Origin of the sequence: Kribbella sp. CA-253562 (assembly GCF_050942265.1) — a bacterium.
Taxonomy (GTDB): Bacteria; Actinomycetota; Actinomycetes; order Propionibacteriales; family Kribbellaceae; genus Kribbella.
Map to the genome: position 1 here is coordinate 4,985,813 of NZ_CP192049.1, position 24,705 is coordinate 5,010,517.

The following is a 24,705-nucleotide window of genomic DNA, read 5'->3' on the forward strand; positions in this document are numbered from 1 at the left end:
AAGAGTGGCTGTGTTGTCAGTCCCGAGCCGTCAGAACCTTCGCGACCGCGTCCGCCCAGCGGGCGCGCCGTTGCTTGCGGCTGCTGTCGTCGATGGCGGGCTCGAACGCCCGCAAGCTCCGTCGCTCGGACCAGCCGGTGGTTGCGCCCAGCGTCGACCACGCGAGTTCGGCGGCGCCGAGCGCGGAGAGCTCGGCGATGTCGGACGCCTCGACCCGATGGCCGAGCAGGTCGGCCTGAGTCTGCATCAACAGGTCCGACACCGACGCGCCACCGTCGGCACGCAGGCAGCGGTTCGGAGTGCCGGCGACACCGATTCGCTCGGTGATGTCGCAGATCTGGTGCGCGACGGCGTCCACGCAGGCCCGGGCGATGTGCGCGCGCGTCGTCGAGCTGCTCACCCCCGTCACCGCGGCCCGGGCGTTGCGATCCCAGTGCGGTGCCCCCAGACCGGCGAACGCCGGCACCAGGACCGCGTCCCCGGCGTCGGGCACAGTGGCAGCGAGCTCGATCAACGACCGGACGTCGGGTAGGCCGAGCAGCTCGGCGGTCCAGGCCAGCGCCGATCCGGAGGACACGATGTTGCCTTCGAGCGCGTAGAGCGGCCGGTCCGTGAGCCAGGCCAACGTGCAGTCCTCCGGCTCGAACGACGCGATCGGCGTCATCACCGACGAACCGGTTCCGTAGGTCGCCTTGACCATGCCGGTCCGCGTGCAGCCTTGCCCGTACATCGCCGCATGCGAGTCGGCGAGGACGGCGACAATCGGTACACCGTCACGCAGTCCCGGGACGCCGCGCGTCGCGCCGAAGCCGGCGTTCGACGGACGCACTTCCGGAAGCACAGCGCGCGGTACGCCGAACGCCTCCAGCAGCTCGTCGGACCAGTCGAGCTTCACCACGTCGTACAGCAGCGTCCGTGACGCGTTGCCCGCTTCGCCGAGGTGCTCGCCGGTCAGCCGCTGGATCAGCCACGAGTCGACCGTGCCGACGCACAGGTCGGACGGGTCGGTCCGGGACAGCAACCAGTTGAGCTTCGGCGCCGAGAACATCGCGTCCACCCGCAACCCGGTCCGTGAGCGCACCAACGCATCGACGGACTCCGGCAGCGCCGAGCACCAGTCACTCGTGCGCACGTCCTGCCAGCCGATGACCGGCGCGACCGCCCGCCCGGTACGGCGACTCCACGCGGCGACCGACTCACGCTGTGTCGACAGTGCGATCCCGACGACCTCGACAGACGCGGCGGCCAGCGCTTGCCCGACCGCCGACAGCACGCTGCGCCAGATGTCGTCCGCATCCTGCTCGACCCAGCCGGGGCGCGGCGTGGACAGCCGGACCGGCGCCGCACCGGACGCCAGAACGGCGCCCTCGGCATCGATCAGGACCGCCTTGGAATTGCTGGTGCCCTGGTCGACGGCGAGCACCGCCTGCCGCCCGTTCGCTGCTGCCATCGTCGGCTCGTGTCCTTCCGGCGAATTTCCGCTGAGCTCTTGACGGGACTGTAGCGCCGTGACGAAACTCAAGTCGACACGTTATGCGGCATTGAATATCTATTCACAGAAGAGTGGGAGCCCATGAGACCGAGCAGACGCCGGGTGATCATCAACACCGATGCCAAGAACGAGGCCGACGACCAGTTCGCGATCGTGCACGGGCTGTTGTCGCCGACGTTCGACGTCCGCGGCCTGATCCCCGCCCACTTCGGCACCCGGCGGTCGGACCGCAGCATGGAGGAGTCCCGCGAGGAGATCGACCTGCTGCTGGACCTGCTCGACCTGACCGGCAAGGTCCCGGTGGCCAACGGCGCGCCCACCGGGATCGCGGACGAGAACACCCCGCTGGACTCCCCCGGCGCGCAGCTCATCATCGACGAGTCCAAGCTGGCCTCGGCCGACGATCCCCTGTTCGTCGCGTTTCTCGGCCCGCTCACCGACATGGCCTCGGCGATCCTGCTCGACCCGGGCATCGTGCAGCGCGACGTGATCGTGGTCTGGATCGGCGGCCGCGGCTACGACGGCTACACGTCGTACCCCGGCATCGAGTTCAACCTGTCCAACGACATCCACGCCGCCAACGTGGTGTTCGGCTCGGGGATGACGGTCTGGCAGGTCCCCAGTGACGTCTACACGAAGGTCTCGGTCAGCTACGCGGAGCTGGAGGAGAAGATCGGCGACACCGGCCCGCTCGGCCGTTATTTGATCGACCAGATGGTCGAGTGGAACGCGACGTACCACGGTGAGCCGATCGAGTCACGTTCGCTCGGTGACTCACCGGCCATCGCCTTGATGCTGTTCCCGCACAGCGGAAACCTGCGGGTCCGGCCCGCGCCACGCTTCGGTGTCGACGGCTGGTACCTGCCGGGCACCGACAACCCGATTCACGTCTGCGAACAGGTCGACGTCCGCTTCCTGCTGGAGGACATGTTCGCCAAGATCCGCCGCTTCGCTCGGCAAAGGAGCTAGTCATGTCTGGCACGTCCTACACCCGCCGGGGATTCCTCGGTCTCACCTCGGCCGCCGCGCTCGGCGCCGGTCTGTCCGCGTGCACCGGCAGCGGTACGACGGCCGGCGGCGGCAACACCGCCGCGGCCTCGAACAACCTGCGCCTGTTCACCTACGAGGACGACACGACGATCGGCCTGCTGAAGGCGCAGGTGAAGAAGTTCGACGAGCAGAACGGTACGACGACCACCGTCGACAGCCTGCCCGGCTCCGGCGCGGCCGTGTACCCCGACAAGCTGCGCACCGAACTGCTCGGCGGCAAGGGACCGGATGTCTGGCGGATCTGGGGCGGACAGATCGGGAGCCCGTTCGCCAAGGCCAAGCAGGCGCTCGACCTGGCGCCGTACTACGAGAAGTTCGGCTGGGATTCCAAGATCAACACCGCGGCGATCAGCGGCATGACGTTCGACGGTGTGAAGAGCGGCGTACCGTTCATCGCGCTGGGAATCGGTGCCTGGTACAACAAGTCGCTGTTCGCCAAAGCCGGTGTCAGCGCTCCCCCGACGACGTACGCCGAACTCGAGGCGCTCAACGACAAGCTCGTCGCGGTCGGGGTCACCCCGCTCGCGACCGGCGGCAAGTACGGCTGGCACGTCATGCGGCTGTTCGAGTACCTGCTCGAGCACACCGCCGGCCCCGAGCTGCACGACAAGCTGCTGACCGGAGCCGAGAGCTGGGATCGGCCCGAGGTGGTCGAGGCCTTCGCGCTGTTCAAGAAGTGGCAGGACAAGAAGTGGATCCCGCAGGGCGCGCTCGGCCTCGACCCGGCCGACATCGAACCCGGCTACGTGCAGGGCAAGACGGCGTACACGATCACCGGGCCGTGGACCGAGGCGCAGGCGATCCTGTCGGCCAAGAAGCCGTCCACGGCCTTCGGCACCTTCGAACTGCCGACCGACCAGAAGCCGTCGCGGCACTCGGGCTTCGTCGAGGGCTACATGATCAACGCCAAGTCCGGCAACGCCGACAAGGCCGCGGCGCTGATCGACTTCATCGTGCAGCCCGAGACCCAGAAGGCGCTGCAGATCACCGCCTCGACGGTCAAGGGCGCCGAGCCGGACCCGAAGTCGCTGCCGCTTGCGGCCGAGTGGGCGCAGAAGTACGCCGGCAACCCGTTCTACACGATCCAGGACCAGGCCTTCCCGAAGAAGGAGGCCGACCAGTACTTCAGCGTGCAGAGCGACCTGCTGCAGGGCTCGATGACTCCCGACGCCGCGGCCAAGAAGATGCAGCAGGTCGTGTCCGCCTGGGCGAAGGGCTGAGTCCGGACGATGGCCGTGGTCGCCGTCTCCGAATCAGCACCGGCCAAGCCCGCACCGGCGAAGCCCGGCAAGGGCGGCCGCTGGTCGCCGTGGCTGTTCGCCCTGCCCGCGGTGGTGGTCTACGTCGCGTTCCTGGTGTACCCGGCGGTGTCGTCACTGTTCTTCAGCCTGACCAACTGGGACGGGCTCAGCGCGACGTACGACTTCGTCGGACTGGACAACTACGCCAAGCTGCCGAGTGATCCGGTCGTCGTGACCGCGGTCCGGAACAACCTGATCTGGACCGTGGTGACGATCGCGGTGCCGACCGTGATCGGGCTGGGCCTCGCGATCGCGCTGAACGGCAAGGTGCACGGCAAGCCGATCCTGCGGCTGATCTTCTACACGCCGGCCGTGCTGCCGCTGGTCTCGATCGCCTCGATCTGGGGCTGGCTGTACAACCCGCAGTACGGCGCGATCAACTCGTTCCTGAAGCTGATCGGCCTGGACGGGCTCGCCCAGCCGTGGCTCGGGCAGGACTCGACCGCCCTGTGGGCCGTGATGGTGCCGGCGATCTGGTTGCGCACCGGTTTCCCGATGCTGCTCTACCTGGCCGCCCTGCAAGGCATCCCGAACGAGCTCTACGAAGCCGCGACCGTCGACGGTGCGAGCCGATGGCAACAGTTCTGGCACGTCACGATGCCGAGCCTGCGGCCCGCGCACTACATCGTGCTGGCGCTGTCGCTGATCGACTCGTTCAAGGTCTTCGACATGATCTACGCGATGACGTACGGCGGTCCCGGGACGTCCACCCAGGTGATGGGGACGTGGATGTACTTCAACGTCTTCCAGTACTACCAGGCCGGTTACGGCACTGCCATCGCGGTCGTGATCACGCTCGTGGCCGTTGCCGTCGGCATCCCGTACGTCCGGTCGCAGACCAAGGAGGCCAGATGACCTCGATCGCACCGGTCAGGGTCGACGCACCGGTCGTACCGGCCGAAACCAGGCCCGCGAAGAAGCCGCCGAGAGGCCGGAAAGGACTGGTCATCACGCTGGTGCTCGCGGTGGCGGCGATCTTCTGGATCTCGCCGCTGGCACTGCTGGTGATCACCGCCGTCCGGCCGCTGGCGGACTTCGTCGGCAACGGGCCGCTGTCGTGGCCCGACCAGTTCACCTGGTCCAACTTCACCGATGCCTGGGGCATCGGCAACTTCGCCACGACGTACAGGAACAGCGCGCTGCTGGCGCTGCTCAAGGTGCCGGTCGGTGTGCTGATCTCCGCGATGCTGGGCTTCGCGCTGGCCAAGCTGCGGATGAAGTTCCGCCGGACCGTGATGTTCACGGTGTTCCTCGGGCTGACGATCCCGATCTACATCGCCATCGTGCCGGTGTTCATCATGCTGCGCTCGGCCGGCGCCACCGACAGCCTGTTCGGGCTGATCGGGCCCTACCTGGCCTTCGGCATCCCGTTCGAGGTACTGGTGCTGCAGTCGTTCTTCCGGCAGATCCCGGACGAGATCATCGAGGCCGCGAAGGTCGACGGCGCCGGGGACTGGCGGGTGTTCTTCACGATGATCCTGCCGCTGTCGCTGCCGGCCCTGGTGACGGTGGCGATCCTGGACGCGGTGGCGACCTGGAACGAGTTCCTGTTCGCGCTGATCCTGCTGAACTCCGACGCGAACAAGACCATCCCGGTCGGGCTGCTGAACTTCCAGGGCCAGTTCGCCAACAACAACACCGGTCTCGCGGCGGGCATCCTGATCGCCGTGGTGCCGATCCTGATCGCCTACGCCTTGCTCCAGCGCTGGATCGTCGGCGGACTGACCGCCGGCGCCACCAAGGGCTGACCCTCTACGAAGGAGAACTCCATGACCGACCTCCCGATCTTCGGGGCTGGGATCTGGCACTTCGCGACGTACAAGGACCGCTACGCCACCGACGGCTACGGGCCGCCGGTCGGGCTGCTGGAGCAGATCGACCGCGCGGGCGCCGTCGGCGACCTGTCCGTGGTCGACCTGAACTGGCCGTTCGCCGGGTACGACGGCACGCTCGACGAGGTCAAGGCGGCACTGGCCCGCAACAACCTGAAGGCGATCGCGATCACCCCGGAGATCTACACCCGCGACTTCGTCAAGGGATCGCTCACCAACCCCGATCCCGGCGTCCGCAAGCAGGCGCTCGAGCTGTTGCACCAGGCGACGGAGCTGGCCAAGGACCTCGGCTGCTCCTACGTGAAGCTGTGGCCCGGCCAGGACGGCTGGGACTACCCGTTCCAGGTCAACTACCACGACATCTGGAAGCTGGCGCTCGACGGCCTGACCGAACTGGTCTCGGCCCACCCGGACATCAACTTCGTGATCGAGTACAAACCGCGCGAACCACGGGTGAAGATCATCTTTCCGAACGTCGCCCGGACGCTGCTCGGGATCGAGAAGATCGGTCTGCCCAATCTCGGCATCCTGCTCGACTTCGGCCACTCGCTCTACGGCCAGGAGACTCCGGCCGACGCGGCGCAGCTGGCGATCGACTACGGGCGGCTGTTCGCGATCGACGTGAACGACAACCTGCGCGGCTGGGACGACGACATGGTGGTCGGCTCGGTGCACCTGGTCGAGACGTTCGAGTTCTTCCACACCCTGCGCCGCAACAACTGGGACGGCGTCTGGCAGCTCGACCAGTTCCCGTTCCGCGAGGACAGCGTCGAGGCGGCCAAGCAGGCGATCCGGTTCCTCAAGGCGGTGCACCACGCGCTCGATCGCCTGGACGAAGAGGCGCTCGCCGCCGCGCAGGCATCGCACGACGCGCTCGCCGCGCAGAAACTGGTCCAGAAGGTCCTGCTCAGTTCGATGGCGGACCTGGCATGACGCTGACCGTCGAACACACCACCATGCCCGTGCTCGGGCGGCTGCCGATCCACAGCAGCCGCTCGGCACAGATCGCTCACATCGCCGAAGCGGCGCGCGAGATCCGGATCCAGGACCTCAAACTGGTCCACCACGCCGGTGCCGGCCACATCGGCGGAGACTTCTCCTCGATCGACATCCTGGCCACTCTGTACGGCGCGGTGCTGAACATCGCGCCCGAGACGGTCGACGACCCCGAGCGGGACCGGTTCATCCTCAGCAAGGGGCACGTCGCGGGCGCGCTCTACACCACGCTCGCCGCGTTCGGATTCCTGCCGGTCGAGCAGCTCGCGACGTTCCTCAAGCCGTTGTCGGCCCTCAACGGGCATCCGAACCGGCGCAAGGTCGCCGGCGTCGAGGCGAACACGGGACCGCTCGGCCACGGCCTGCCGGTCGCGGTCGGCCACGCCCTGTCGGCGAAGCTCGACGTGTCGATGCGCCGGACCTACGTGCTGGTCGGCGACGGCGAGCTGCAGGAGGGCAGCAACTGGGAGGCGATGATGGCCGCCTCGCAGTACCAGCTGGACCGGCTGACCGTGATCGTCGACCGCAACCGGCTGCAGCAGGGCGCGACCACCAAGGAGACCAACGACCTCGATCCGCTGCCGGACAAGGCGGCCGCGTTCGGGTTCGCGGTGGTCGAGGTGAACGGTCACGACCACGGCGAGCTGCTCGACGTGCTGTCCGCCGTACCGTTCCGGCCGGGCAAGCCGACCTTCGTGATCGCCCACACGCACAAGGGCCACCCGATCTCGTTCATGAGCAACAACGTCGCCTGGCACCACCGGGTGCCCGACCCGGCGGAGTTCCAGCAGGCCCTGACCGAGCTGGAGGCCGTCGTTCCCAGCTACACCAAGGAGCAGGTATGACGGTCGTCCATTCCTCGATCGCCGACAAGCCGCGCTACGACTGCCGCGACGCCTACGTCGAGACGCTGGCCGAGCTGGCCCACGCCGACCACCGGATCGTCGGCGTCGTGAACGACTCGGTCGGGTCGAGCAAGCTGAACAGTTTCCGCAAGGCGTTCCCGGACCGGCTGATCAACGTCGGCATCGCCGAGCAGGACATGGTCGGCGTCGCCGCGGGGCTGGCCAACGGCGGCCGGATCCCGTTCGTCTCGGCCGCGTCCTGCTTTCTCACCGGCCGCGCGCTCGAGCAGATCAAGGCCGACGTCGCCTACTCGCACAACAACGTGAAGCTGTGCGGCATGAGTCCCGGCGTCGCGTACGGCGAGCTCGGCCCGACCCACCACTCGATCGAGGACATCGCCTGGTTGCGGGCGATCGACGGCATGACGGTCGTCGTCCCGGCCGACCCGATCGAGACCGCCGCGGCACTGCGCTGGGCCGCCGCGTACGACGGCCCGGTGTTCATCCGGGTCAGCCGGATGAGCGTGCCGAAGATCTATCCCGACGACTACGCGTTCGCGCCCGGCCGGGCGATCACCCTGCGGGCCGGCGACGACGTGACGCTGATCAGCAACGGCACCGTGCTGTGGCGCGCGCTCGCCGCGGCCGAACAGCTCGCCCAGGAAGGGATCTCGGCCCGGGTGCTGTCGATGCCGACGGTCAAGCCGCTCGACACCGGCGCCGTGGTCGCGGCCGCGCGGGAGACGGCCGGCATCGTGACCGCCGAGGAGGCGGTGACCGGCGGCGGCCTCGGCGGCGCCGTGGCGGAGACCGTCGTACAGCATCATCCGGCACGGGTGTCGATCCTCGGCATCCCCGAGTTCGCGCCGACCGGCTCCGCGTCGTACCTGCTGGACCGGTACGGACTGTCCGCGGACGGCATCGCGGACGCCGCCCGCCAACTGGTCAGCCGAGGTACGTGACCAGGTCCGCGATCGAGACCATCGCGAAGCCATGAGCGTCGGCGAACGCGCGCAGGTCGGCGCCGGTCATCAGCGTGCCGTCGTCGTTCATCAGCTCGCCGATCACCCCGACCGGCGGCAGCCCGGCCAGCCGGACGAGCTCGACCGTCGCCTCGGTGTGGCCGGGCCGCTGCCGGACACCACCCTCGACCGCGCGCAGCGGCAGGATGTGACCGGGCCGGATCAGATCCGCGGGCCGCGCCGACGGGTCGGCCAGCACGCGCACGGTCCGGGCCCGGTCGGCGGCCGAGATGCCGGTACCGACACCGGTGCTCGCGTCGATCGACACCGTGTACGCCGTCCGCAGGCTGTCCTGGTTGTGCGGGACCATCAGCGGCAGCTCGAGCCGGTCGAGGATCTGCGGCGCGGCCGGCGCGCAGACGTACCCGCTGGTGTAGCGGACCAGGAGCGCCATCAGCTCCGGCGTGGCCAGGCTCGCGGCGAAGGTCAGGTCGCCCTCGTTCTCGCGGTCGGCGTCGTCGACGACCACGACCGGGCGGCCACGGCCGATCTCGGCGATCGCACGGTCGATGGTGTCCAGGCGGGTTGTCGTCACGGTGCTCACGGTCGCTGTCCTCTCGGCAAGGCGCTCCGGGGCAACGACAAGCTCCGCGACGCCGGCCACGACGCGCCGGGCGATCACACCCAGGCGTCGACGCACGACGTCCCGCAGATTGCCACGTGCGTCTTCCCATCCGGACTTTCACCGTCGGTCCTGGAGTTCCACCAGGTCAACCGGACCTCCTTGCGGAGGTACGGGTCGCGGACTGTCACCGCCGGCTCGGAATTTCACCGACCCCAGAGCACGTGTTCTACGTTTGGCCGCCAGTCTATCGGCAGAGCCGGCCCCGCGCGGTGTCGTGTCGGTCTCAGTCGATCCGCGGCCCGGCGCGGACGGCTCGACGCGGGTCCGTCGCCGCGTGGCTGGCCTATAGTCCCATGCTGATCAGCCTGAAGGGGGTCTAGGTGAACGGCAAGCGCGCGGTACGTCAGCCCGGGCTGGACGAGCTGCGGCTGCTCGCGAAGGTCGCCCGGATGTACCACGAGAAGGGCATCCGGCAGCCGAAGATCGCGGCCGAGCTGAACCTCTCGCAGGCGCGGGTCTCGCGGATGCTGAAGCAGGCCGTCGAGGTCGGCATCGTCCGGACCGTGGTGACGATGCCGAGCGGCGTCCACAGCGATCTCGAGGACGAGCTGCAGGGCCGGTACGGGCTGCGCGACGCCGTTGTCGTCGACACCGCCGGAGCGGGCGACGAGGTGCTGCCGGCGCTGGGCTCGGGCGCCGCGGCGTACCTCGACATGACGCTCAGCGGCGGCCATCTGATCGGCATCTCTTCGTGGAGCGAGACGCTGATCAGCGCGGTCGACCGGATGCCGCGCAAGAGCGTGCCGGTGGTGGACAAGGTCGTGCAGATCGTCGGCGGCCTCGGGGACGCGGCGGTCCAGATGCAGGCGACCAGGCTCACCGCCCGGTTCGCCGAGCTGACCGGCGCGATGCCGGTCTACCTGCCGGCTCCCGGCCTGGTCGGCACGTCGGCGGTCCGGCGGGCGGTGATGAACGACGCGTCCGTCCGTGACGTGCTCGGCACCTGGGGACAACTCACCGACGCCCTGGTGGGCATCGGCAGTCTCGAGCCGTCGCCGCTGCTGCAGCGCAGCGGGAACGCGGTCGCCGAGCACGACCAGGACGAGTTGCGGCGGCTCGGCGCGGTCGGCGACGTCTGTTTCCGGTTCTTCGACGAGGAGGGCAATCACGTCCGCTCGTCGTTCGACCAGCGGGTGATCGGAGTCAGCGCCAAGGAACTGCTGGCGGTCCCCCGGCGGATCGGGGTGGCCGGCGGCGAGCGCAAGTTCTCCGCGATCCGCGCCGCCCTGCTCGGCGGCTGGGTCAACATCCTGATCACCGACCTCGCGATGGCCAATCGCCTGGCCGACGCGACCTAGCCTTCCCGGTTGGGTACAGGGGTGGGAAGGAACACCCGAGGAGGAGTCCGATGAGCACCAGCCAGGTCAATCCCCCGCCCTTCGACGGCCCCGAAAGGGACGCGACCGACGCCGCCGACGAGGACCCGAACACCGTGAGCGACCGGGCCGACGAAGGCGAGCCGCTGGCGGAGTCGGGCCTGCCCGACCCCGACGAGGCCCCCGCCGACGAAGACCCGAACGACCAGCTCCCCCGCGACCTGCCCTAGCTCGGCTGGAAGAACTCCAGCAACCTGCGACTGGCGTCCGGCGACATCAGCAGTTCCTGCAGGTCCGCGGACACCCGGGCCGCGGCGCCGGTGCGTTCGAACATCTCGCGCTCGTACTCCTGGATCGCGGTCGGTACGTCGTCCGGGTGCGCGGCGAGCGCGAGACCGAGCACGGCACCGTCGAGCAGCGCCATGTTGGCGCCCTCCCCCACCGGCGGCATCAGGTGCGCGGCGTCGCCGACCAGCGTGACGTCGGGCCTCGACGGCCAGGTCAGGCCGACCGGCAGCGTGGTGATCGCGCGGGGCACGATCGTGTCGTCGCAGGCCTCGATCAGCGCGGTGAACCGTGAGTCCCAGCCGGCCAGCAGCTCGATCAACCGGGCCCGCGCCGCGGCCGGGTCGTCGAACGGGATCCCGCTGGTGGCGAACCAGTCCTCGCCGGTGTTGTAGAAGCTGATCCCGATCCGGACGCGGCCGTCGCCGTTGCGCTGCGCCGCCAGGGAGATGCCATGGCCGAGCACCCAGTAGTTGCCGCGGCCAACCATCGCCGCGAGCTCCGGGTGGGTGCGGTCGATGTCGGGAATGCCGGCCTCGACGACGTTCTGGCCCAGGTGCACCGGGTGGGCGTCGGTGAGCAGGGCACGGATCCGGGAGTTCGCGCCGTCGGCGCCGACCAGCAGGTCGTACGTCGTACTGCGGCCGTTGGCGAAGTGCAGCACGCCGTGGTCAGCGGACCGGAAGGCGTGACCCCAGCGCACCGCGTCTGCGGGAAGCGAGTCCAGCAGCAGGTTGCGCAGGTCGGTTCGGTCCACCTCGGGGCGATCGAGCGGCGCGTCGTCGGGGGTGTCCTCCTGCAGCAGCAAGGTGCCGTCGGGCTCCAGCAGCCGCATGTCCTGGCCCGCGCCGCGGGCGATGGCGAAGAACTGGTCGATCAGGCCGGCCTCGCGCAGCGCGCGCTGCCCGGAGTGGATGTCGAGCATGCCGCCCTGGCCGCGTGCGTCGCGGGACGGCTCACGTTCGTACACCACGGCGTCGATGTCGTGCACGTGCAGGACGCGGGCGAGCGTCAGGCCGCCGAGGCCGGCACCGACGATGGCGATGGTCATCGCTCTCTCCTTCGATACAGTGTATTGCTTCAATACACTGTATCGCGCGATGCGTTGTATGGTTTGCCGCATGCTGGTGTGGGAGCGGCCCGAGCCGCCGGGTCGACGGGCGCCGGCGCCGCTGAGCCGCGAGCAGATCGTGCGAGAGGCCATCCGGCTGGCCGACAGCGACGGCCTCGAGGCGGTGTCGCTGCGCAAGGTCGCCGCCGCGCTGGATGTCGGGCCGATGCGGCTGTACGGCTACATCGCCACCAAGGAGGAACTGCTCGACCTGATGGTCGATGCGGTGTACGCAGAGATCCGGCCGACCGGCGACAGCTGGCGAGAGGTCCTGCGCTCGCTGGCCGAGACCACTCGCGAGGCCGCTCACCAGCACGAATGGCTCGCCGACCTGCTCGGCGGGCGCCCTCAGCTCGGGCCGAACACGCTGACCAGCGGAGAAGCCGTGCTCGCCGCGATGGACGGCGTGGACCTGGACACCGTCGTACCGGCGGTGGCCGCGATCAACGCGTACGTGATCGGCGCGGTACGCCGGGAGATCACCGAACGGCGGGCCGAGCGGTCCAGCGGGATGGACCAGCAGCAGTGGCAGGCCAGCCATGGGCCGTATCTGCGGCGGACCCTGGCCACCGGCAAGTTCCCCGCACTGTCAAGGGTCGTGCACGACGGCCCTCACCTGGAGGCCGAGCAGACCTTCCGGATCGGCCTCGACTTCCTGCTGGACGGCATCGAGGCCCGTATCTCGGGCTGACGCGCACGGCCACTCCCCTCGATTCCCGAGCCCCGCCCTGATGGGCGGGGCTCACGCATGTCTGCGTACCGCACTGGAATAGATGTTGGACATTAGTGTGTGCCACACAGTATCGTGTTGGTCATGGCCGACGCCGAAGAACTGATTCTCAGCCAGGCCCAGGAGCTCCGTCGCGGGACGGTCGTCCTGGCCTGTCTCGCGCTGCTCGAAGCACCGCAGTACGGCTATGCGCTGCTGGTGACGCTGAACGACTCGGGCGTCACGGTCGACGGCAACACGCTGTACCCGTTGCTGCGCCGGCTGGAGAAGCAGGGCCTGCTGACCAGCGACTGGAACACCGACGAGTCGCGGCCGCGCAAGTTCTACCGCGTCACCCCGGAGGGCTCGCGGGTGCGGGCCGGCCTGGTGCACGAATGGGAGGACCTGGTGGCCTCGATCGCCCGACTGACCAAGGAGAACCGATGAGCGGGAACACGCTGACCGATCGCTACGTGCACGAGGTGGTCCGGCGGATCCCGGCCGACCAGCGCGCCGACGTCGCCGACGAGCTGCGCACGACCATCGCCGACACCGCCGACGCGCGGGGTGCGGCCGACCCGGAGGCCGCCGAGCGCGCGGTGCTCACCGAGATGGGCGACCCGATCCGGCTCGCCGCCAAGTACGCCGACCGGCCGCTGGCGCTGATCGGGCCGGAGCTCTACCCGGCGTACATCCGGTTGCTCAAGGTGCTGCTGACCACCGTGCTGCCGATCGTGGTCGCGGTGCTGGTGGTGATCGAGGTCCTGGACACCAACGACGTGGGCGCGGCGATCGGCAGCGCGATCGGCGGCGTCCTCACCGTCGGCGCGCAGATGATCGCCTGGCTGACGGTGGTCTTCGCCCTGATCGACCGCTCCCGGCACCGCGACACGGCAGCCGCCGAGGTCGACCGCTGGACTCCCGACGACCTGCCCGAGCTCCGGCAGACCGAGAAGCGGGACTCCGGCGCCGCCGCGGCCGTGGCGTGGAACGCGCTGGTGCTCGCGCTGATCGTCTGGCAACACACCGCCGCGCCGTACCGGGCCGGCAACGACCGGATCGAGGTGCTCGACCCCGCGCTGTGGTCGGGCTGGATCTGGCCGATCCTGATCGGCCTGGCCGGGGTCGTGACGCTAGAGGTGATCCGCTTCGCCACCCGCGGCTGGACCATGCTGCACGCCGGCTTGTACGCCGTGGCCGAGCTGCTCATCACGCTGCCGCTGGCGTGGATCCTCTCGCAGCAGAAGTTCTTCAACCCGGCGTTCCTGGCCGACGTCAACAACGGCTGGACAGCGCCGGACACGGTCTACACGATCGCCGTGATCGCCGTGCTGCTCGTCAGCGCTTCCGAGATCATCAGCCGCTTCCGCGAGGCTCGCGCCCGGAACTGACCGTTCCGAGCAGCACCCGGCGCTCAGGCTTCCACGAGGACCTGGGCGCCGGGGTGTAGGCCGACCTGGTGGGCGATCGACGCCGTCCTGCCCCGCTCATCGCTCCCGGTACAGCACGAGGTGTTCGTGGTAGAGCACGCCGTCGCGGACGTCGCCGGTGGCGGTGAAGCCGAGGTCGTCGAAGTAGTCGAGGTGGGTGCCTGTGACGGTGTAGCGGCCGGTGTAGGCACGCAGACGGCCGTCGCGGGCTTCCTCGTAGCGGCCGTTGGGCAGGAGTTCCTGCCGGATGCGGCCGTCGGCGGTGACCCACATTCCGACATACGGGTGAGGGGTGGACGACGGTGTGGTGGAGGGCTGGCCGGCGCCGGGGGCTTCGGTGGCACAAGCGGTCAAGGTGGCGAGCAGGCCGAGGGCGAGCAGGTTCTTCGGGATCATGGGTGGTCCTTTCGCATGGTGACGGGTCAGGCCGCGGTGGCGTCGTCGTGTGCGGTGGCGGCGGACTTCTCGCGCCATGGGGTCAGGTCCTGCTCGATCTGGTCGAGTTTGACCTGGAGTCGGTCGAGCGTGTCCGGGCCGAGGTACAGGTGCGTCGGTAGCTGGTCCTGGGACGTGACCTCGTAGATCAGCGCCGCGCTCTTGGCCGGGTCGCCTAGCTGGGTGTGGTTCGCGGTGCCGGCCCAGTCCAGCGTGACGTGGGCGGGAGTGCCGTCGTACTCGGTGATTCGGGTAGCGGGCAACGACAGCGAAGTGGCGTCCAGGAAATCGGTGCGCAGGACGCCCGGTTCGACCACCATCGACTGGATGCCGAACGGCGCCAGCTCCTTGGACAGCGACTCGCTCAGGCCGGCGACGGCGAACTTCGAGGCGCAGTACAGGCCCACGCCGGGCTCGCCCTCGAAACCGGACCGCGAGCCGATGTTGACGATCTTGCCCGAGCCCTGGGCGCGCATCACCGGCAGGACGGCGCGGGTCATGTCGATCAGGGCGAAGACGTTCAGGTCGAACAGCGAGCGGGCCTCGGCGTCGGTGATCTCCTCCACCGCGCCCAGCAGACCGCGCCCGGCGTTGTTGACCAGTACGTCGATCCGCCCGAACCGCTCGATCGCGGTCTGTGCAGCCGCGGGAATCTGCTCGGCCCTCGTCACGTCGAGCTCGATACCCAGGACGTGGTCGGAGGTTTTCAGGTCTTCGGGCAGCCGGCCGAGGTCGCGTGCCGCGACGACGACGTCGTTGCCGCCGGCAAGAGCGGTGCGGGCGATCTCCGCGCCCAGACCGCGGGAGGCTCCGGTGACGAACCAGGTGGCCATGGTGTCCTTCTTTCGCCAAGGCTTCGGCGGGTTGTTCCCGCCGCTGACAGTCCTGAGTCTGTCGAGGCCGCCAGGGCCGAAGAAGTCCGTGGGATTCCTGGGAGTGCCCTACCTAGGAACAGCGTCGGACTCGGCGCGCAGGATCTGCTCGGCGCGCTCGCGCAGCCGGTCGAACGCCGCCGCGGTCGGGGTCGCGGGCTCGGCCTGATAGACGACGAGCTGCTGGCCGGGAGCCCCGTTGACCGCGAACGACGAGAACTGGATGTGCAGGTCGCCGACGTCTGGGTGGCGCAGGTGCTTCACGTCATGGGTCTTGGCCTTGACGTCGTGACGGCTCCACAGCTCAGCGAACTCCGGGCTCTGCGCCGAGAGCTCCGCCACCACCTCGCCGATCCGCACCGACTCCGGATCGTGCCCGTACGCGAACCGCAGCTCGGCGACGCAGGAGTGCGCTGCTCGCTCCCAGTCCTGGTAGAAGTCCCGGCCGGCCGGGTCCAGGAAGACCATGCGCGCCAGGTTGTCCGCCGGGGTGAACCCCTCGTGCAGCGCGCCGGCCAGCGTGTTGCCGGCGAGAATGTCCAACGCGGGACCGAGCACGAACGCCGGCGACGTGGACCAGCTGCTCATGAGCTGCAGCAACTGCGGGCTGACGGATGTCCCCTCCGCCCGGCTCCAGCGGCGCGTCTCCGGCCCCTGGACCAGTCGCCACAGGTGCTCGGTGGCGTCGGCGTCCAGCCGCAGTGCTCGTGCGACAGCCTCGACCACTTGAGGCGACGGGCTGGACTCCCGGCCCTGCTCCAGCCGTACGTAGTAGTCGCTGCTCATCCCGGCCAGCATCGCCACCTCTTCGCGGCGCAGTCCCTTGACCCGGCGGCGCCCGTACTCCGGGAGCCCGACGTCTTGCGGCTTGAGGGCGTCGCGACGGGCGCGCAGGAAGTCGCCCAGCGGTGTGCTGTCGCTCATGACGCAAGCCTAGACGGCAGGACTGCCCGCGGGCTGCGGGAAAACGAAGGGCCCAGCCGCTTGGGGGGTGATGCGCGGCCGGGCCCTTCGGTCTGTGCACGTCACCTTGTGCTGACGGTGCGTGAGATGCCAGTACCCCCGGACATGCACAGCGCGTGATCGAGGCGCCCGGAGCGTGAGGTGCGCCACGAGACGTCACAGTCGCGGTCCCAGCGGGGTCGTATGTATGACCGCGGTGTGCGGCCCGCTGGAGGACAGGAGGGGTCGAGTCATGAATCGCCCGTGGAACAACCTGCGCGCAAGGGTCTTTCCCGATCACTGGTCACTGCTGTTCGGGCAGATCGCGTTCTACAGCTTCGTCGTGATCGTGCTCAGCGGCGTGGTGCTGACGGCGTACTACGAACCGTCGGTCGACCACGTCGTGTACGACGGGCCGTACACACCGCTGCGCGGCGTACCGGTGTCGCGGGCGCTGGACTCGACCCTGGCGATCTCCTTCGAGGTCCGCGGCGGATTGCTGATGCGCCAGCTCCATCACTGGTCGACGCTGATCATGGTCGCGGCGATCACGCTGCACTTGTTGCGGCTGTTCTTCACCGCCGGGTTCCGCCGGCCACGGCGGCTGAGCTGGCTCGTCGTCTTCGGGCTGCTCGTCGTCACGCTGGGCGCGGCCCTCACCGGGACCTCGCTGCCTGATGACATGGCGTCCGGCATGAGCCTCGCCGTACTCGACGGAGTGCTGAAGGCGACTCCGTTCGTCGGCTCCGCCCTCTCGGAGCTGCTGTTCGGGGGTCAGTTCCCGGGTGATGTGATCGCCTGGTTCTACCCGCTGCACGTTGTCGTGCTGCCCGTCGTACTGGTGGTGCTCTTCGTCGCCGCCGCGGTGCTCGCGCTCAAGCACAAGCCCGCGCAGTTCGCCGGACCTGGGCGTACCGAAGACAACGTCGTGGGACGACCGGCGATCGTGACGGCGGTGAAGAGCGCCGGCCTGTTCTGCTTCGTGGTCGGGGTCTCCCTGGTCATGGCCGCGACGGCGACCATCAATCCGGTTTGGCTGTACGGCCCCGCGGATCCGGCGAACGCCTCGGCCGGCGTCGGCCCGGCCTGGTATCTCGCCTTCCTCGACGGAGCGCTCCGGCTGGCACCGGGCTGGGAGTTCGTCCTGTGGGGCAGGACGTTCACCTTGGCGATCCTGCTGCCGGTCGGGGCCTGCACGCTGTTCCTCGCGCTGGTCGCCGTCTACCCGTTCATCGAGCAGCGGCTCACTGGTGACCGCAAAGATCACCATCTGCTCGAGCGACCGCGCCACAACCCGACCCGCACCGGCATCGGAGTCGCCGGCATCACCTTCTACGGCGTGCTCTGGGCCGCCGCCGGCGCCGACACGATGGCGGTGCTGTTCCACCTCTCGGTCAACTCGCTGCTGCGCGTGTTCCAGATCCTGCTGATCGTGGGCCCGCCCGCCGCATTCGTGATCACCCGCCGGATCTGCCTCGGGCTGCAGCTCCAGGACGCGGAGATCGCGGCGCACGGCCTGGAGACCGGCACGGTGATCCGGCAGCCGGACGGCGGGTACTTCGAGAAGCACCGCCCGGTCGACCCCCAGCGCCGCAGGCAACTCGTCGGCGCGTCCACCGAACAGACCAGTCGAGCGAAGACGGACGCGACTGTCTGACCCGGGGTGCGTGCTCGCTCCCGGATCGGGTACGGGTCCAGGAGACGGTTGGTTCCAGTGCCGGCCGTCTCCTGGAGCCGCACGATGTCGATCGATCCGAGCACCCGGCGACCACCGCCGCCGCGCAGCGCACTGACGCTCCGGCTTGTCCTGGCAACCTTCGGTCTGGTGATCAGTTGCGTCGCGGTGGCGCTCTTCGTCGATCAGGACCTGCCACCGGCTCCGATCGCGATCGCCGCGGTGCTCGCGATCATCGCGGCGGTGGACCTGGTGATCGTCATCCGGCGAAAGCTCCACGGCGAACCCGGCTGACGGCGTCCGCGGGGATCAACTGCCGCGAGTGGCGAATGCGCGCGACGGATCCAGGGAGTCGTCACCGGAGTTCCAGGCCCGAGTACACCTCGTAGGTTCCGCTGGGCACACCGAAGTCGCCGCTCAGCAGGACCGCCTGGGGATTTCCCGCCGTGTTGAGAGTGCAGCGAAGCCTGTAGTCGTCGTACCAACTGCCGATGCCGTTCGACAGCTTGCAATACCAGAAGTACGTACCCGCGGCCAGGTCGATGCCGCCGTGCTTCCACCAGGAACCCTTGGACAGACCGGTCTCCGTGTCGGTGACGCCGCTGTACCACTTGTAATTGCCTTGGGCCAGGTCGATGTTGCGGCTCCACGTCGTCTCGGAGCCGTCCGGCGGATACGACGCCAGGTACAGGGTCTTGCTGAGTCTCGCTGCACCGGCCTCGGCGGCGGTGGCCGGGGTGGGCGCGACTGCCAGGCCGGCGATGAGGGAGAGCGCGACAACGAGGACTTGGAGGATCCGACGGATCATGTGTTGGTCCCTTCCAGGTGGTGACACGCCGCCCGGTCGTATCCGGGCGACACGGTACGACTCAGTGCACCAAAGCGCCCTTTCAGAACGCTGTCTCGCCGCGGTTTGCGGCAGCACCTCACCGCTGAGCGGTTGCCAGGTCGTGTCGAGACCGCTCGCCTCCTTCCGACGTACCTTCCGTGACGTGGAGCGCGATGGATGAGGTTCAGGATCAGCTGCATGCGCTGGTCGACAGCGGCGCGGAGTCCGGCGTGCAGGTTGCTGTCTATCGCGACGGCGTGCTGATCGTCGACGCGGTGGCCGGTCGCGACGCCGGGAGACCGCTGACCTCCGGTACGCCGATTTTCAGTTTCTCCACGGGCAAGAACGTGACGGCCGTGCTCGCGCAGCTGCTCGTGGCGCGGGGATATCTGGAGTACGACGCCCCGATCGTCGATCTCTGGCCCGAGTTCGGTGCGCATGGCAAGGAATCGGCCACACTGCGGCACGTGCTGACTCACACGGTCGGTCTTCCCGCCATGCCGCGCGAGATCACGCCGGCCGAGCTGCCGGACTGGTCGAGAGTCTGCGCGTCGCTGGCCGCTGCCGAGCCGCGCTGGCGGCCCGGTACGGCGATGGGCTACCACTCCTACACGTTCGGCTATCTGGTCGGCGAACTCGCGCGCCGCGCGACCGGCCGGACGATGAGCGAGCTGCTGCGTGAGTGGATCACCGCGCCGCTCGGGATCGAAGGGCAGCTGTACTTCGCCGTACCGGACGGGTCACCGCCAGAGTTGGCGCGCTTGGAGCAAGAGTCGTGGCCCGTCGAAGCGGACGACAACGATGCGATCCTCGCACCGTGGGAGCGCCGGCCCAGTGCGGACTTCGGCAACAACAGCGAGATCCTGCACGCCGAGGTGCCGTCGGTGTGTGTCGCCACCGCGCACGGTCTCGCCGCGATGTTCAACGCAGTTCTCCAGGGTGGACTCGTGCCGCGGTTGGCGACACCTGCAGCGCCCGCATTCGAAGGCGTGGACCAGGTCTTCGGTACGCCGGCGCGGATGGCGCTGGGCTTCCCGATCGGCAGGATCGGCGCTCCAGCCGAGGAGAACTCCGTCGCGCTCGGTTGGCCCGGCGGGGGCGGCAGCTACGCCTACGCCGATCCCGTCCGAGGGATCGCCTTCGCGCTGACGAAGACCCGGCTCGTCCCGAACTTCGACACCGCACTCTCGGTCGACACGGTCCTGGCCAACCACCTCGCCAAGACCCGCTGACGCCGTACGGCGGGCTGCTCCGGATCAACCAGCAGCACGTAGCTCGGTCAGCGCGGCTTGGGCTTCTTCGGTGACCTCGCGGCGACCCGGCGCGACCGGCAGCGCGAGCACGTGCTGCAACGCCCGTCGATAGGCTTCGGCGAAGGCCGACGGCGCGTCCACCTCGACATCCGGGGAGATACCGACACCTTCCCAGTTCGTGCCCGACACCGGATTGAGCGCGCGCTGCACCGGCACAGACGCCTCCAAGTGCGGGTGGACCCGGAAACCCTCTCGCGGGTGAGCGCCTCCTCGCGTGCGCTCGCCGACCACCACGGCTCGTTCGAGCTGCTGCAAGTTGTAGGTCAGCTCTTCCGCCGCGGAGAACGTCGTCGAACTGGTCAGCACCCAGATTGGCTTGGTGCCGCCGAACCTCGGCCCGGCGACAGGGACCGTCCAGTACTGCCGGACCACTCCGCTGGACGGCGTGACCAAGTCGTTCAGATGCACCGGTTCGTCCTCGAAGAGATAGCTGCACACCACGGCCACCATGTCCGGTGAGCCACCGCCGCAGGTGCGCAGGTCCAGCAGCAACGCATCGGTTGCCCAGAGCAAGGACATCGCGCCGGCGACAGCGGCACCGGCGTACTTCGGGTTGTACAGCGACGGCCTGATTTCCAGTACGCCGACGTTCCCGGCGAGCCGTTCGGCCCGGGCCATCCCGGCGGAGGTCAGCTCGACGTGTTGCACCCAGGCCGCCTCGTCGCCTTCGGGGTCTTCCTCGTCGTCGATCAACTCGTCGACGTGGTGGAGCAGCGACAGATGCTTGTCCCCGTTGATCGCCTGGATGTCCGCCGTGACCCGCTCGGCGAGGGCCACCGGCTCGGTCAGGTCGTCGTACCGGCCCTCCTCCTGGGCCGCGATCAAGCGGTCGGCCACCACCGGCCCGACGTCGGGAAACACGTAGTGCTCGCGGATCAAGGCCGCGACCTGGTCGATGACTGCCTTGATCTCCTCGGTGCGCATCCAGTCAGTGAAACACCGCGATGCTCAGGCGTCACCGGCTTCGCGCGCTGCCCACGCCGCGAAATCCGTCGCGGGACGGCCCAGGACATGCTCGACACCATCGCTGAGATAGGCGTCGTCGCCGCGGCGGATCCCGCCGAGCATGGCCAGTCTCCAGCGGATGTACTCCTCGGGAGTCCCGGCCGCCCGCAGTGCGTCGGCGTGTGCTGCCTCGTCCTCGTCGTGGAACTCGACCGGCCGGCCGGTGGTCTCGGTCAGGATGCGCGCGGCGTCGTGGAAGGTGATCGCGCGCGGTCCGGACAGCGCGATCGTCTCCCCCTTCCCCGTACCGGTGGTGAGCAGGCGGGCCGCGACCTCGGCGATGTCCGCGACGTCGACGAACGGCTGCGCGCCGTCGCCGACAGGAGCGACGATGCGGCCGTCGACCGGGGTGAACATGGCCTCGGTGAAGTTCTGCGCGAAGTGCGTCGGGCGCAGGATCGTCCACGGCAGCGGTCCGGTACGCAGCGCGTGCTCGGCGCGGGCGACGTTGCCGTCGGGCAGGAACTCCACGCCGCGGGCAGAGAGCAGTACGGCGTGACTGACGCCGGAAGCGGTCTCGAGAAGTTTGGTCAGCCGAGGGCTCCAGTCGGTCGCGGAGCCGGGGCCGACGACGAAGATCCCGTCTGCACCTTCTGTCGCCGGTTCCCAGGTGGCCGGCGCGTTCCAGTCGAACGGCAGCGGGGTCGAGCGGCCGACGGCTCGGGTGATGTGTCCGTCCTGTTCGAGCAGGCGGGACAGGCGGCGGCCGACCTTGCCGGTGCCGCCGAGGATGAGAAACGTAGCCATGCCCTTGACGGTAGGGGCCGGATGCTGGACGGACAATCAGTGTTTGTCGGGCTTTCCTTTGCGTTCGTCTACGCTGGTCGGCGTGGACATCCTGGCCGACGAGCTCGCGCAGGCCCGGGCCCGCGGGGCCGTGTTCTCCGTACTGGGCCGGACCGCGCCGTGGGGCTTGGAGTTCAGCGGCACGCGACCGCTCACGGCGCATCTGTTGCTGGAGGGCAGCGGCTGGCTGGAGTTGCCGGATGATCCGCCGATCCCCGTGCGAGCGCGCGACGTCGTACTGGTGACAGCCGGTACGCCGTACCGGCTGGTGAGCGCGCCCGGGACGCCGGCTGAGCCGATCTCCGAGGCCCGGTCGGTGGGCTCGACAGCTAGCGAGCCGGAGGCCGTGATTCTCTGCGGCGCCTACGTCATCGAGGGCAGCATCGGCGACTCGCTGCTCCGCGCCCTGCCCCGCGCCGCCGTCCTCGAAGCCGACCAGCTCGCCCCACGCCACACCGCGGCGATCGAGCTGCTGGCCGCGGAAGCCGCGACCGAAGGCCCTGGCCAGCAGGCGCTGCTCGACCGCTTGCTCGATCTCAACCTCGTCTACACCTTGCGCGCCTGGTGGTCCCGCCCGGACGCCGAACCGCCGGGCTGGTACCGCGCCGGCGCGGACCCGAACCTCGAGCGCGTCCTCCAGTCGATGCACACCAACCCCGCCGACGCCTGGACCGTCACCACGATGGCCGCCCTCGCCGGCATGTCCCGCGCCGCGTTCTCCGCGCACTTCACCGCCGTCGTAGGCCAGTCCCCCGCCCGCTACCTCACCACCCTCCGCATGCGCCGCGCCGAAGACGCCCTCACCCGCACGAACGCACCCCTGTCCCGCATCGCCGCCGACGCCGGCTACCGCAACGAATACGCCTTCGCCACCGCCTTCCGCCGCCTCCACGGCGTACCGCCCGGCCGATGGCGACGCCAAGCCCGAGGTCTCGCGAGCTGACCGGGTCGGGTGGAAGAGTGCGGGCATGTGGTCGCGACCGCCGTTCGGCGACGAGCTCAGGGGCGAGTTCGGTTTGCCTCGGCGGGTGCGCAGGCTGGGGAGCAGTCCGCGGTCGCGGGTGTGGCGGGCCGAGGTGTCGGGCTCGGCTGTGGTGGTGAAGCAGCTCGTGGACGGACCGGAAGCAGCCGACCGGTATGCCCGCGAGGTCACCGCGCTGCGGCTGGCGTCGCGGGTCGATCCGCCGGTGGTGCCGAGGTTGCTTGGCACCGGCGCCGATGAACGACTCCTGGTCCTCGAGTACGTCGAGCACCAGGATCCGCGCGGGGATTGGCTGGTGGACTACGCGACGGCGCTGGCGCGGCTCCACTCTGCCGCAAGCTCTGATGCCTTGGGCAATCTTTCGGCGCTGTCGGGTCTTCCCGCGTGGTCGGGTCCGGATCAGGACGACATCGACTCCTTCCTCGGACTCGCGCGGACCCTTGGCGTGGACGTCCCGCCCGGCGTACGCGCCGAGCTCGACGACCTGGCCGCCCGCCTGGCCGGCATGGAACACAACGCCTTGCTGCACGGCGATCCGTGCCCAGGCAACGACCTGCACACCGCTACCGGCGTACGGTTCATCGACTTCGAACAAGTTGCCCTGGGCAACGGTCTCGTGGAACTCGCCTACCTGCGCATCGGCTTCCCGACCTGCTGGTGTTCCACCGTTCCCCACGTCGAAACCCTGTACGCCGCGGAGGCCGCGTACCGCACGACCTGGCAGCAGGCGACGGGCACCGACGTACGAGGTGATCTCACCGACGCGTGCGCCGGCTGGCTGCTCCGGGGTTCCGCGCTGGGCCAACTGAGCAACGGCAACAGTCCACTGGAGGAGCTCGGCCGGCTCGCCGCGGTGCTGTGCGACGTCATACGCACCCGCTGGCCCGACCTCCAGCCGCTCCCCGCCCAACGCCCCTGGTCCACCAAAGGACTGTGAGGGTTCAGGCCCGCCTCGCGACCGCGTCCTTCGAACCCGCGGTGGGCAGGGCGGCCGAAGCAAGCAGCGCCAGCTTGTCCGCATCGCTGGACCCGGCGTCCGGATGGTAGACAACGAGCATCAGGTCCTCGGCACCATTGATCGAGAGCCGCCCGGTTGAGGGTCATCTCACCGACCTGCGGGTGATCGAGCCTCAGCGGCGTCCCGCGCTGTCCACGCACTTCGTGCCGCGCCCAGAGCTGCCGGAACCGCGGACTCGCCAGCGACAGCTCCCCGGTGAGCTCGATGAAACGGGGATCGTCGACGTTGCTTCCCACCGACTGGCGAAGGTTCGCGACGAAGCACTCGGTCACGTTCTCCCACTCCGGATGCAGCGCCTGCTCGGACGGATCGAGAAACAGGTCACGCAACTGATTGCCGCCGACAGCGAGCCCTGGCGACAGCGCCGTCGCCATGCGGTTCACGGCCAGGATGTCGAAGTACCGGTCCTCGATGAAGGCGGGCTGCACGAGACTGTCCAGCAGCTTCAACGCTCCTGCCGGCGGTGTCTGCTTGCGTGGCCGGCGTTTCCGTCGCCGGGGAACCTCCGCGACCAGCGTCAGGAGGTGGGCGAAGTGGTCGTCGTCGAGCCGCAGCACGCGGGCGATTGCCTCGAGCACCTGGACGGAGGGCTTGCGGTCACGGCCGCGTTCGAGCCGGAGGTAGTAGTCCGCGCTGATCCCGGCGAGCATGGCGACTTCCTCCCGCCGCAGCCCCGGCACACGTCGTACGCCGATGTCGGGGATGCCCACCTGCTGCGGCGTCACCAGCTCGCGCCGCGCGCGCAGGTAGGCGCCTAGCGCGTTCGACTCGCTCACAGCACAACCGTAGCTCGGTGCTCAACGAGTAGAGGGGGTCCTGTCGCACCCCAGGCTG

The 24,705-nt window shown here is 69.2% G+C and carries 26 protein-coding genes, 1 pseudogene and 1 riboswitch; of the genes and pseudogenes, 17 read left to right on the plus strand and 10 right to left on the minus strand.

The window, feature by feature from the left end:
• Positions 1-16 precede the first annotated feature (16 nt).
• A complete protein-coding gene (locus tag ACQPXM_RS23490; protein WP_432936668.1) occupies positions 17-1,450 on the minus strand; it encodes an FGGY-family carbohydrate kinase in 1,434 nt (477 codons plus the stop codon).
• A 123-nt stretch (positions 1,451-1,573) separates the two neighbouring features.
• Here ACQPXM_RS23490 and ACQPXM_RS23495 point away from each other — a divergent pair, with 123 nt between their 5' ends.
• Genes ACQPXM_RS23495 through ACQPXM_RS23525 form a run of 7 tightly spaced genes read left to right on the plus strand, consistent with a single transcriptional unit; the run spans position 1,574 to position 8,478 of the window.
• On the plus strand, positions 1,574-2,461 hold the full coding sequence (locus ACQPXM_RS23495; protein WP_432936670.1) for a nucleoside hydrolase: 888 nt from the start codon (positions 1,574-1,576) through the stop codon (positions 2,459-2,461).
• 2 nt (positions 2,462-2,463) lie between these two features.
• The gene (locus tag ACQPXM_RS23500) at positions 2,464-3,762 is read left to right on the plus strand and encodes an ABC transporter substrate-binding protein (RefSeq protein ID WP_432936672.1); all 1,299 of its coding nucleotides are present in this window, start codon (positions 2,464-2,466) and stop codon (positions 3,760-3,762) included.
• Between the two features lie 9 nt (positions 3,763-3,771).
• Positions 3,772-4,698 (plus strand): carbohydrate ABC transporter permease, encoded by a 927-nt coding sequence (locus tag ACQPXM_RS23505; protein WP_432936675.1) that lies wholly within the window; start codon positions 3,772-3,774, stop codon positions 4,696-4,698.
• Complete coding sequence (locus ACQPXM_RS23510; RefSeq protein ID WP_432936677.1) at positions 4,695-5,591, plus strand: carbohydrate ABC transporter permease; 897 nt, start codon at positions 4,695-4,697, stop codon at positions 5,589-5,591. The genes ACQPXM_RS23505 and ACQPXM_RS23510 overlap by 4 nt, the downstream gene beginning before the upstream one ends.
• Before the next feature lie 21 nt (positions 5,592-5,612).
• Complete coding sequence (locus ACQPXM_RS23515; RefSeq protein ID WP_432936680.1) at positions 5,613-6,608, plus strand: sugar phosphate isomerase/epimerase family protein; 996 nt, start codon at positions 5,613-5,615, stop codon at positions 6,606-6,608.
• Positions 6,605-7,516 (plus strand): transketolase, encoded by a 912-nt coding sequence (locus ACQPXM_RS23520; protein ID WP_432936683.1) that lies wholly within the window; start codon positions 6,605-6,607, stop codon positions 7,514-7,516. The genes ACQPXM_RS23515 and ACQPXM_RS23520 overlap by 4 nt, the downstream gene beginning before the upstream one ends.
• The gene (locus tag ACQPXM_RS23525; protein WP_432936685.1) at positions 7,513-8,478 is read left to right on the plus strand and encodes a transketolase family protein; all 966 of its coding nucleotides are present in this window, start codon (positions 7,513-7,515) and stop codon (positions 8,476-8,478) included. The genes ACQPXM_RS23520 and ACQPXM_RS23525 overlap by 4 nt, the downstream gene beginning before the upstream one ends.
• Here ACQPXM_RS23525 and ribB read toward each other — a convergent pair.
• Positions 8,462-9,073, minus strand: a complete 612-nt coding sequence (gene ribB / locus ACQPXM_RS23530; RefSeq protein WP_432936688.1) for a 3,4-dihydroxy-2-butanone-4-phosphate synthase — start codon at positions 9,071-9,073, stop codon at positions 8,462-8,464. The two genes, ACQPXM_RS23525 and ribB, sit on opposite strands and share 17 nt — an antisense overlap.
• Before the next feature lie 121 nt (positions 9,074-9,194).
• Positions 9,195-9,328: riboswitch (FMN riboswitch) on the minus strand.
• A 155-nt stretch (positions 9,329-9,483) separates the two neighbouring features.
• On the opposite strand from ribB, the gene ACQPXM_RS23535 reads away from it, so the two are divergent.
• Both ACQPXM_RS23535 and ACQPXM_RS23540 read left to right on the plus strand, forming a co-directional pair.
• On the plus strand, positions 9,484-10,461 hold the full coding sequence (locus ACQPXM_RS23535) for a sugar-binding transcriptional regulator (RefSeq protein WP_432936690.1): 978 nt from the start codon (positions 9,484-9,486) through the stop codon (positions 10,459-10,461).
• 50 nt (positions 10,462-10,511) lie between these two features.
• Positions 10,512-10,709, plus strand: a complete 198-nt coding sequence (locus ACQPXM_RS23540; protein ID WP_432936693.1) for a hypothetical protein — start codon at positions 10,512-10,514, stop codon at positions 10,707-10,709.
• On the opposite strand, the gene ACQPXM_RS23545 is transcribed toward ACQPXM_RS23540, so the two are convergent.
• Positions 10,706-11,815, minus strand: coding sequence for an FAD-dependent oxidoreductase (locus ACQPXM_RS23545; protein ID WP_432936696.1), 1,110 nt, complete (start codon positions 11,813-11,815; stop codon positions 10,706-10,708). The two genes, ACQPXM_RS23540 and ACQPXM_RS23545, sit on opposite strands and share 4 nt — an antisense overlap.
• Positions 11,816-11,885: 70 nt before the next feature.
• Here ACQPXM_RS23545 and ACQPXM_RS23550 point away from each other — a divergent pair, with 70 nt between their 5' ends.
• The 3 genes from ACQPXM_RS23550 (at position 11,886) to ACQPXM_RS23560 (ending at position 13,975) form a co-directional block, all read left to right on the plus strand.
• Positions 11,886-12,566: a TetR/AcrR family transcriptional regulator gene (locus ACQPXM_RS23550; protein WP_432936699.1), complete on the plus strand. Its 681-nt coding sequence runs from the start codon at positions 11,886-11,888 to the stop codon at positions 12,564-12,566.
• 123 nt (positions 12,567-12,689) lie between these two features.
• Positions 12,690-13,031: a PadR family transcriptional regulator gene (locus ACQPXM_RS23555; RefSeq protein ID WP_432936701.1), complete on the plus strand. Its 342-nt coding sequence runs from the start codon at positions 12,690-12,692 to the stop codon at positions 13,029-13,031.
• Entirely contained in the window at positions 13,028-13,975 is a 948-nt protein-coding gene (locus ACQPXM_RS23560) for a permease prefix domain 1-containing protein (protein WP_432936703.1), read from the plus strand. Before ACQPXM_RS23555 ends, ACQPXM_RS23560 begins: the two co-directional genes overlap by 4 nt.
• Positions 13,976-14,071: 96 nt before the next feature.
• Here ACQPXM_RS23560 and ACQPXM_RS23565 read toward each other — a convergent pair whose 3' ends face one another.
• From ACQPXM_RS23565 to ACQPXM_RS23575, 3 genes are all read right to left on the minus strand, one after another.
• On the minus strand, positions 14,072-14,410 hold the full coding sequence (locus ACQPXM_RS23565) for an Atu4866 domain-containing protein (protein WP_432936706.1): 339 nt from the start codon (positions 14,408-14,410) through the stop codon (positions 14,072-14,074).
• Positions 14,411-14,436: 26 nt separating this feature from the next.
• On the minus strand, positions 14,437-15,282 hold the full coding sequence (locus ACQPXM_RS23570) for an SDR family NAD(P)-dependent oxidoreductase (protein WP_432936709.1): 846 nt from the start codon (positions 15,280-15,282) through the stop codon (positions 14,437-14,439).
• Between the two features lie 108 nt (positions 15,283-15,390).
• A complete protein-coding gene (locus tag ACQPXM_RS23575; protein ID WP_432936711.1) occupies positions 15,391-16,245 on the minus strand; it encodes a helix-turn-helix transcriptional regulator in 855 nt (284 codons plus the stop codon).
• A gap of 271 nt (positions 16,246-16,516) precedes the next feature.
• Between ACQPXM_RS23575 and qcrB the strand changes: the two genes are divergently transcribed.
• Complete coding sequence (gene qcrB, locus ACQPXM_RS23580; RefSeq protein ID WP_432936712.1) at positions 16,517-17,920, plus strand: cytochrome bc1 complex cytochrome b subunit; 1,404 nt, start codon at positions 16,517-16,519, stop codon at positions 17,918-17,920.
• Positions 17,921-18,004: 84 nt separating this feature from the next.
• Positions 18,005-18,232, plus strand: coding sequence for a DUF6343 family protein (locus ACQPXM_RS23585; RefSeq protein ID WP_432936714.1), 228 nt, complete (start codon positions 18,005-18,007; stop codon positions 18,230-18,232).
• Positions 18,233-18,293: 61 nt separating this feature from the next.
• On the opposite strand, the gene ACQPXM_RS23590 is transcribed toward ACQPXM_RS23585, so the two are convergent.
• Complete coding sequence (locus ACQPXM_RS23590) at positions 18,294-18,746, minus strand: hypothetical protein (RefSeq protein ID WP_432936716.1); 453 nt, start codon at positions 18,744-18,746, stop codon at positions 18,294-18,296.
• 194 nt (positions 18,747-18,940) lie between these two features.
• Between ACQPXM_RS23590 and ACQPXM_RS23595 the strand changes: the two genes are divergently transcribed.
• Complete coding sequence (locus ACQPXM_RS23595) at positions 18,941-19,999, plus strand: serine hydrolase domain-containing protein (protein WP_432936718.1); 1,059 nt, start codon at positions 18,941-18,943, stop codon at positions 19,997-19,999.
• A gap of 24 nt (positions 20,000-20,023) precedes the next feature.
• Here the strand turns inward: ACQPXM_RS23595 and ACQPXM_RS23600 are convergent, their stop codons facing one another.
• A complete protein-coding gene (locus ACQPXM_RS23600; protein WP_432936721.1) occupies positions 20,024-21,004 on the minus strand; it encodes a S41 family peptidase in 981 nt (326 codons plus the stop codon).
• A gap of 24 nt (positions 21,005-21,028) precedes the next feature.
• Positions 21,029-21,832, minus strand: coding sequence for an NAD(P)H-binding protein (locus ACQPXM_RS23605; protein ID WP_432936724.1), 804 nt, complete (start codon positions 21,830-21,832; stop codon positions 21,029-21,031).
• 82 nt (positions 21,833-21,914) lie between these two features.
• Between ACQPXM_RS23605 and ACQPXM_RS23610 the strand changes: the two genes are divergently transcribed.
• Together ACQPXM_RS23610 and ACQPXM_RS23615 are read left to right on the plus strand one after the other, a co-directional pair.
• Complete coding sequence (locus ACQPXM_RS23610) at positions 21,915-22,814, plus strand: cupin domain-containing protein (protein WP_432936727.1); 900 nt, start codon at positions 21,915-21,917, stop codon at positions 22,812-22,814.
• 85 nt (positions 22,815-22,899) lie between these two features.
• Positions 22,900-23,790, plus strand: coding sequence for an aminoglycoside phosphotransferase family protein (locus ACQPXM_RS23615; RefSeq protein WP_432936730.1), 891 nt, complete (start codon positions 22,900-22,902; stop codon positions 23,788-23,790).
• A gap of 203 nt (positions 23,791-23,993) precedes the next feature.
• Here ACQPXM_RS23615 and ACQPXM_RS23620 read toward each other — a convergent pair.
• Positions 23,994-24,647: pseudogene (locus ACQPXM_RS23620) on the minus strand (helix-turn-helix transcriptional regulator); the annotation flags it as partial.
• Between the last annotated feature and the right edge of the window lie 58 nt (positions 24,648-24,705).

Coding starts and splice junctions, on each gene's coding strand:
- ACQPXM_RS23525 (WP_432936685.1), top strand. CDS start 7,513: ATGACGGTCGTCCATTCCTCGATCGCCGACAAGCCGCGCTACGACTGC.
- ACQPXM_RS23510 (WP_432936677.1), top strand. CDS start 4,695: ATGACCTCGATCGCACCGGTCAGGGTCGACGCACCGGTCGTACCGGCC.
- ACQPXM_RS23590 (WP_432936716.1), bottom strand. CDS start 18,746: ATGATCCGTCGGATCCTCCAAGTCCTCGTTGTCGCGCTCTCCCTCATC.
- ACQPXM_RS23560 (WP_432936703.1), top strand. CDS start 13,028: ATGAGCGGGAACACGCTGACCGATCGCTACGTGCACGAGGTGGTCCGG.
- ACQPXM_RS23545 (WP_432936696.1), bottom strand. CDS start 11,815: ATGACCATCGCCATCGTCGGTGCCGGCCTCGGCGGCCTGACGCTCGCC.
- qcrB (WP_432936712.1), top strand. CDS start 16,517: ATGAATCGCCCGTGGAACAACCTGCGCGCAAGGGTCTTTCCCGATCAC.
- ACQPXM_RS23500 (WP_432936672.1), top strand. CDS start 2,464: ATGTCTGGCACGTCCTACACCCGCCGGGGATTCCTCGGTCTCACCTCG.
- ACQPXM_RS23505 (WP_432936675.1), top strand. CDS start 3,772: ATGGCCGTGGTCGCCGTCTCCGAATCAGCACCGGCCAAGCCCGCACCG.
- ACQPXM_RS23605 (WP_432936724.1), bottom strand. CDS start 21,832: ATGGCTACGTTTCTCATCCTCGGCGGCACCGGCAAGGTCGGCCGCCGC.
- ACQPXM_RS23550 (WP_432936699.1), top strand. CDS start 11,886: ATGCTGGTGTGGGAGCGGCCCGAGCCGCCGGGTCGACGGGCGCCGGCG.
- ACQPXM_RS23520 (WP_432936683.1), top strand. CDS start 6,605: ATGACGCTGACCGTCGAACACACCACCATGCCCGTGCTCGGGCGGCTG.
- ACQPXM_RS23600 (WP_432936721.1), bottom strand. CDS start 21,004: ATGCGCACCGAGGAGATCAAGGCAGTCATCGACCAGGTCGCGGCCTTG.
- ACQPXM_RS23585 (WP_432936714.1), top strand. CDS start 18,005: ATGTCGATCGATCCGAGCACCCGGCGACCACCGCCGCCGCGCAGCGCA.
- ACQPXM_RS23490 (WP_432936668.1), bottom strand. CDS start 1,450: ATGGCAGCAGCGAACGGGCGGCAGGCGGTGCTCGCCGTCGACCAGGGC.
- ACQPXM_RS23540 (WP_432936693.1), top strand. CDS start 10,512: ATGAGCACCAGCCAGGTCAATCCCCCGCCCTTCGACGGCCCCGAAAGG.
- ACQPXM_RS23570 (WP_432936709.1), bottom strand. CDS start 15,282: ATGGCCACCTGGTTCGTCACCGGAGCCTCCCGCGGTCTGGGCGCGGAG.
- ACQPXM_RS23595 (WP_432936718.1), top strand. CDS start 18,941: ATGGATGAGGTTCAGGATCAGCTGCATGCGCTGGTCGACAGCGGCGCG.
- ACQPXM_RS23495 (WP_432936670.1), top strand. CDS start 1,574: ATGAGACCGAGCAGACGCCGGGTGATCATCAACACCGATGCCAAGAAC.
- ACQPXM_RS23515 (WP_432936680.1), top strand. CDS start 5,613: ATGACCGACCTCCCGATCTTCGGGGCTGGGATCTGGCACTTCGCGACG.
- ACQPXM_RS23565 (WP_432936706.1), bottom strand. CDS start 14,410: ATGATCCCGAAGAACCTGCTCGCCCTCGGCCTGCTCGCCACCTTGACC.
- ACQPXM_RS23575 (WP_432936711.1), bottom strand. CDS start 16,245: ATGAGCGACAGCACACCGCTGGGCGACTTCCTGCGCGCCCGTCGCGAC.
- ACQPXM_RS23555 (WP_432936701.1), top strand. CDS start 12,690: ATGGCCGACGCCGAAGAACTGATTCTCAGCCAGGCCCAGGAGCTCCGT.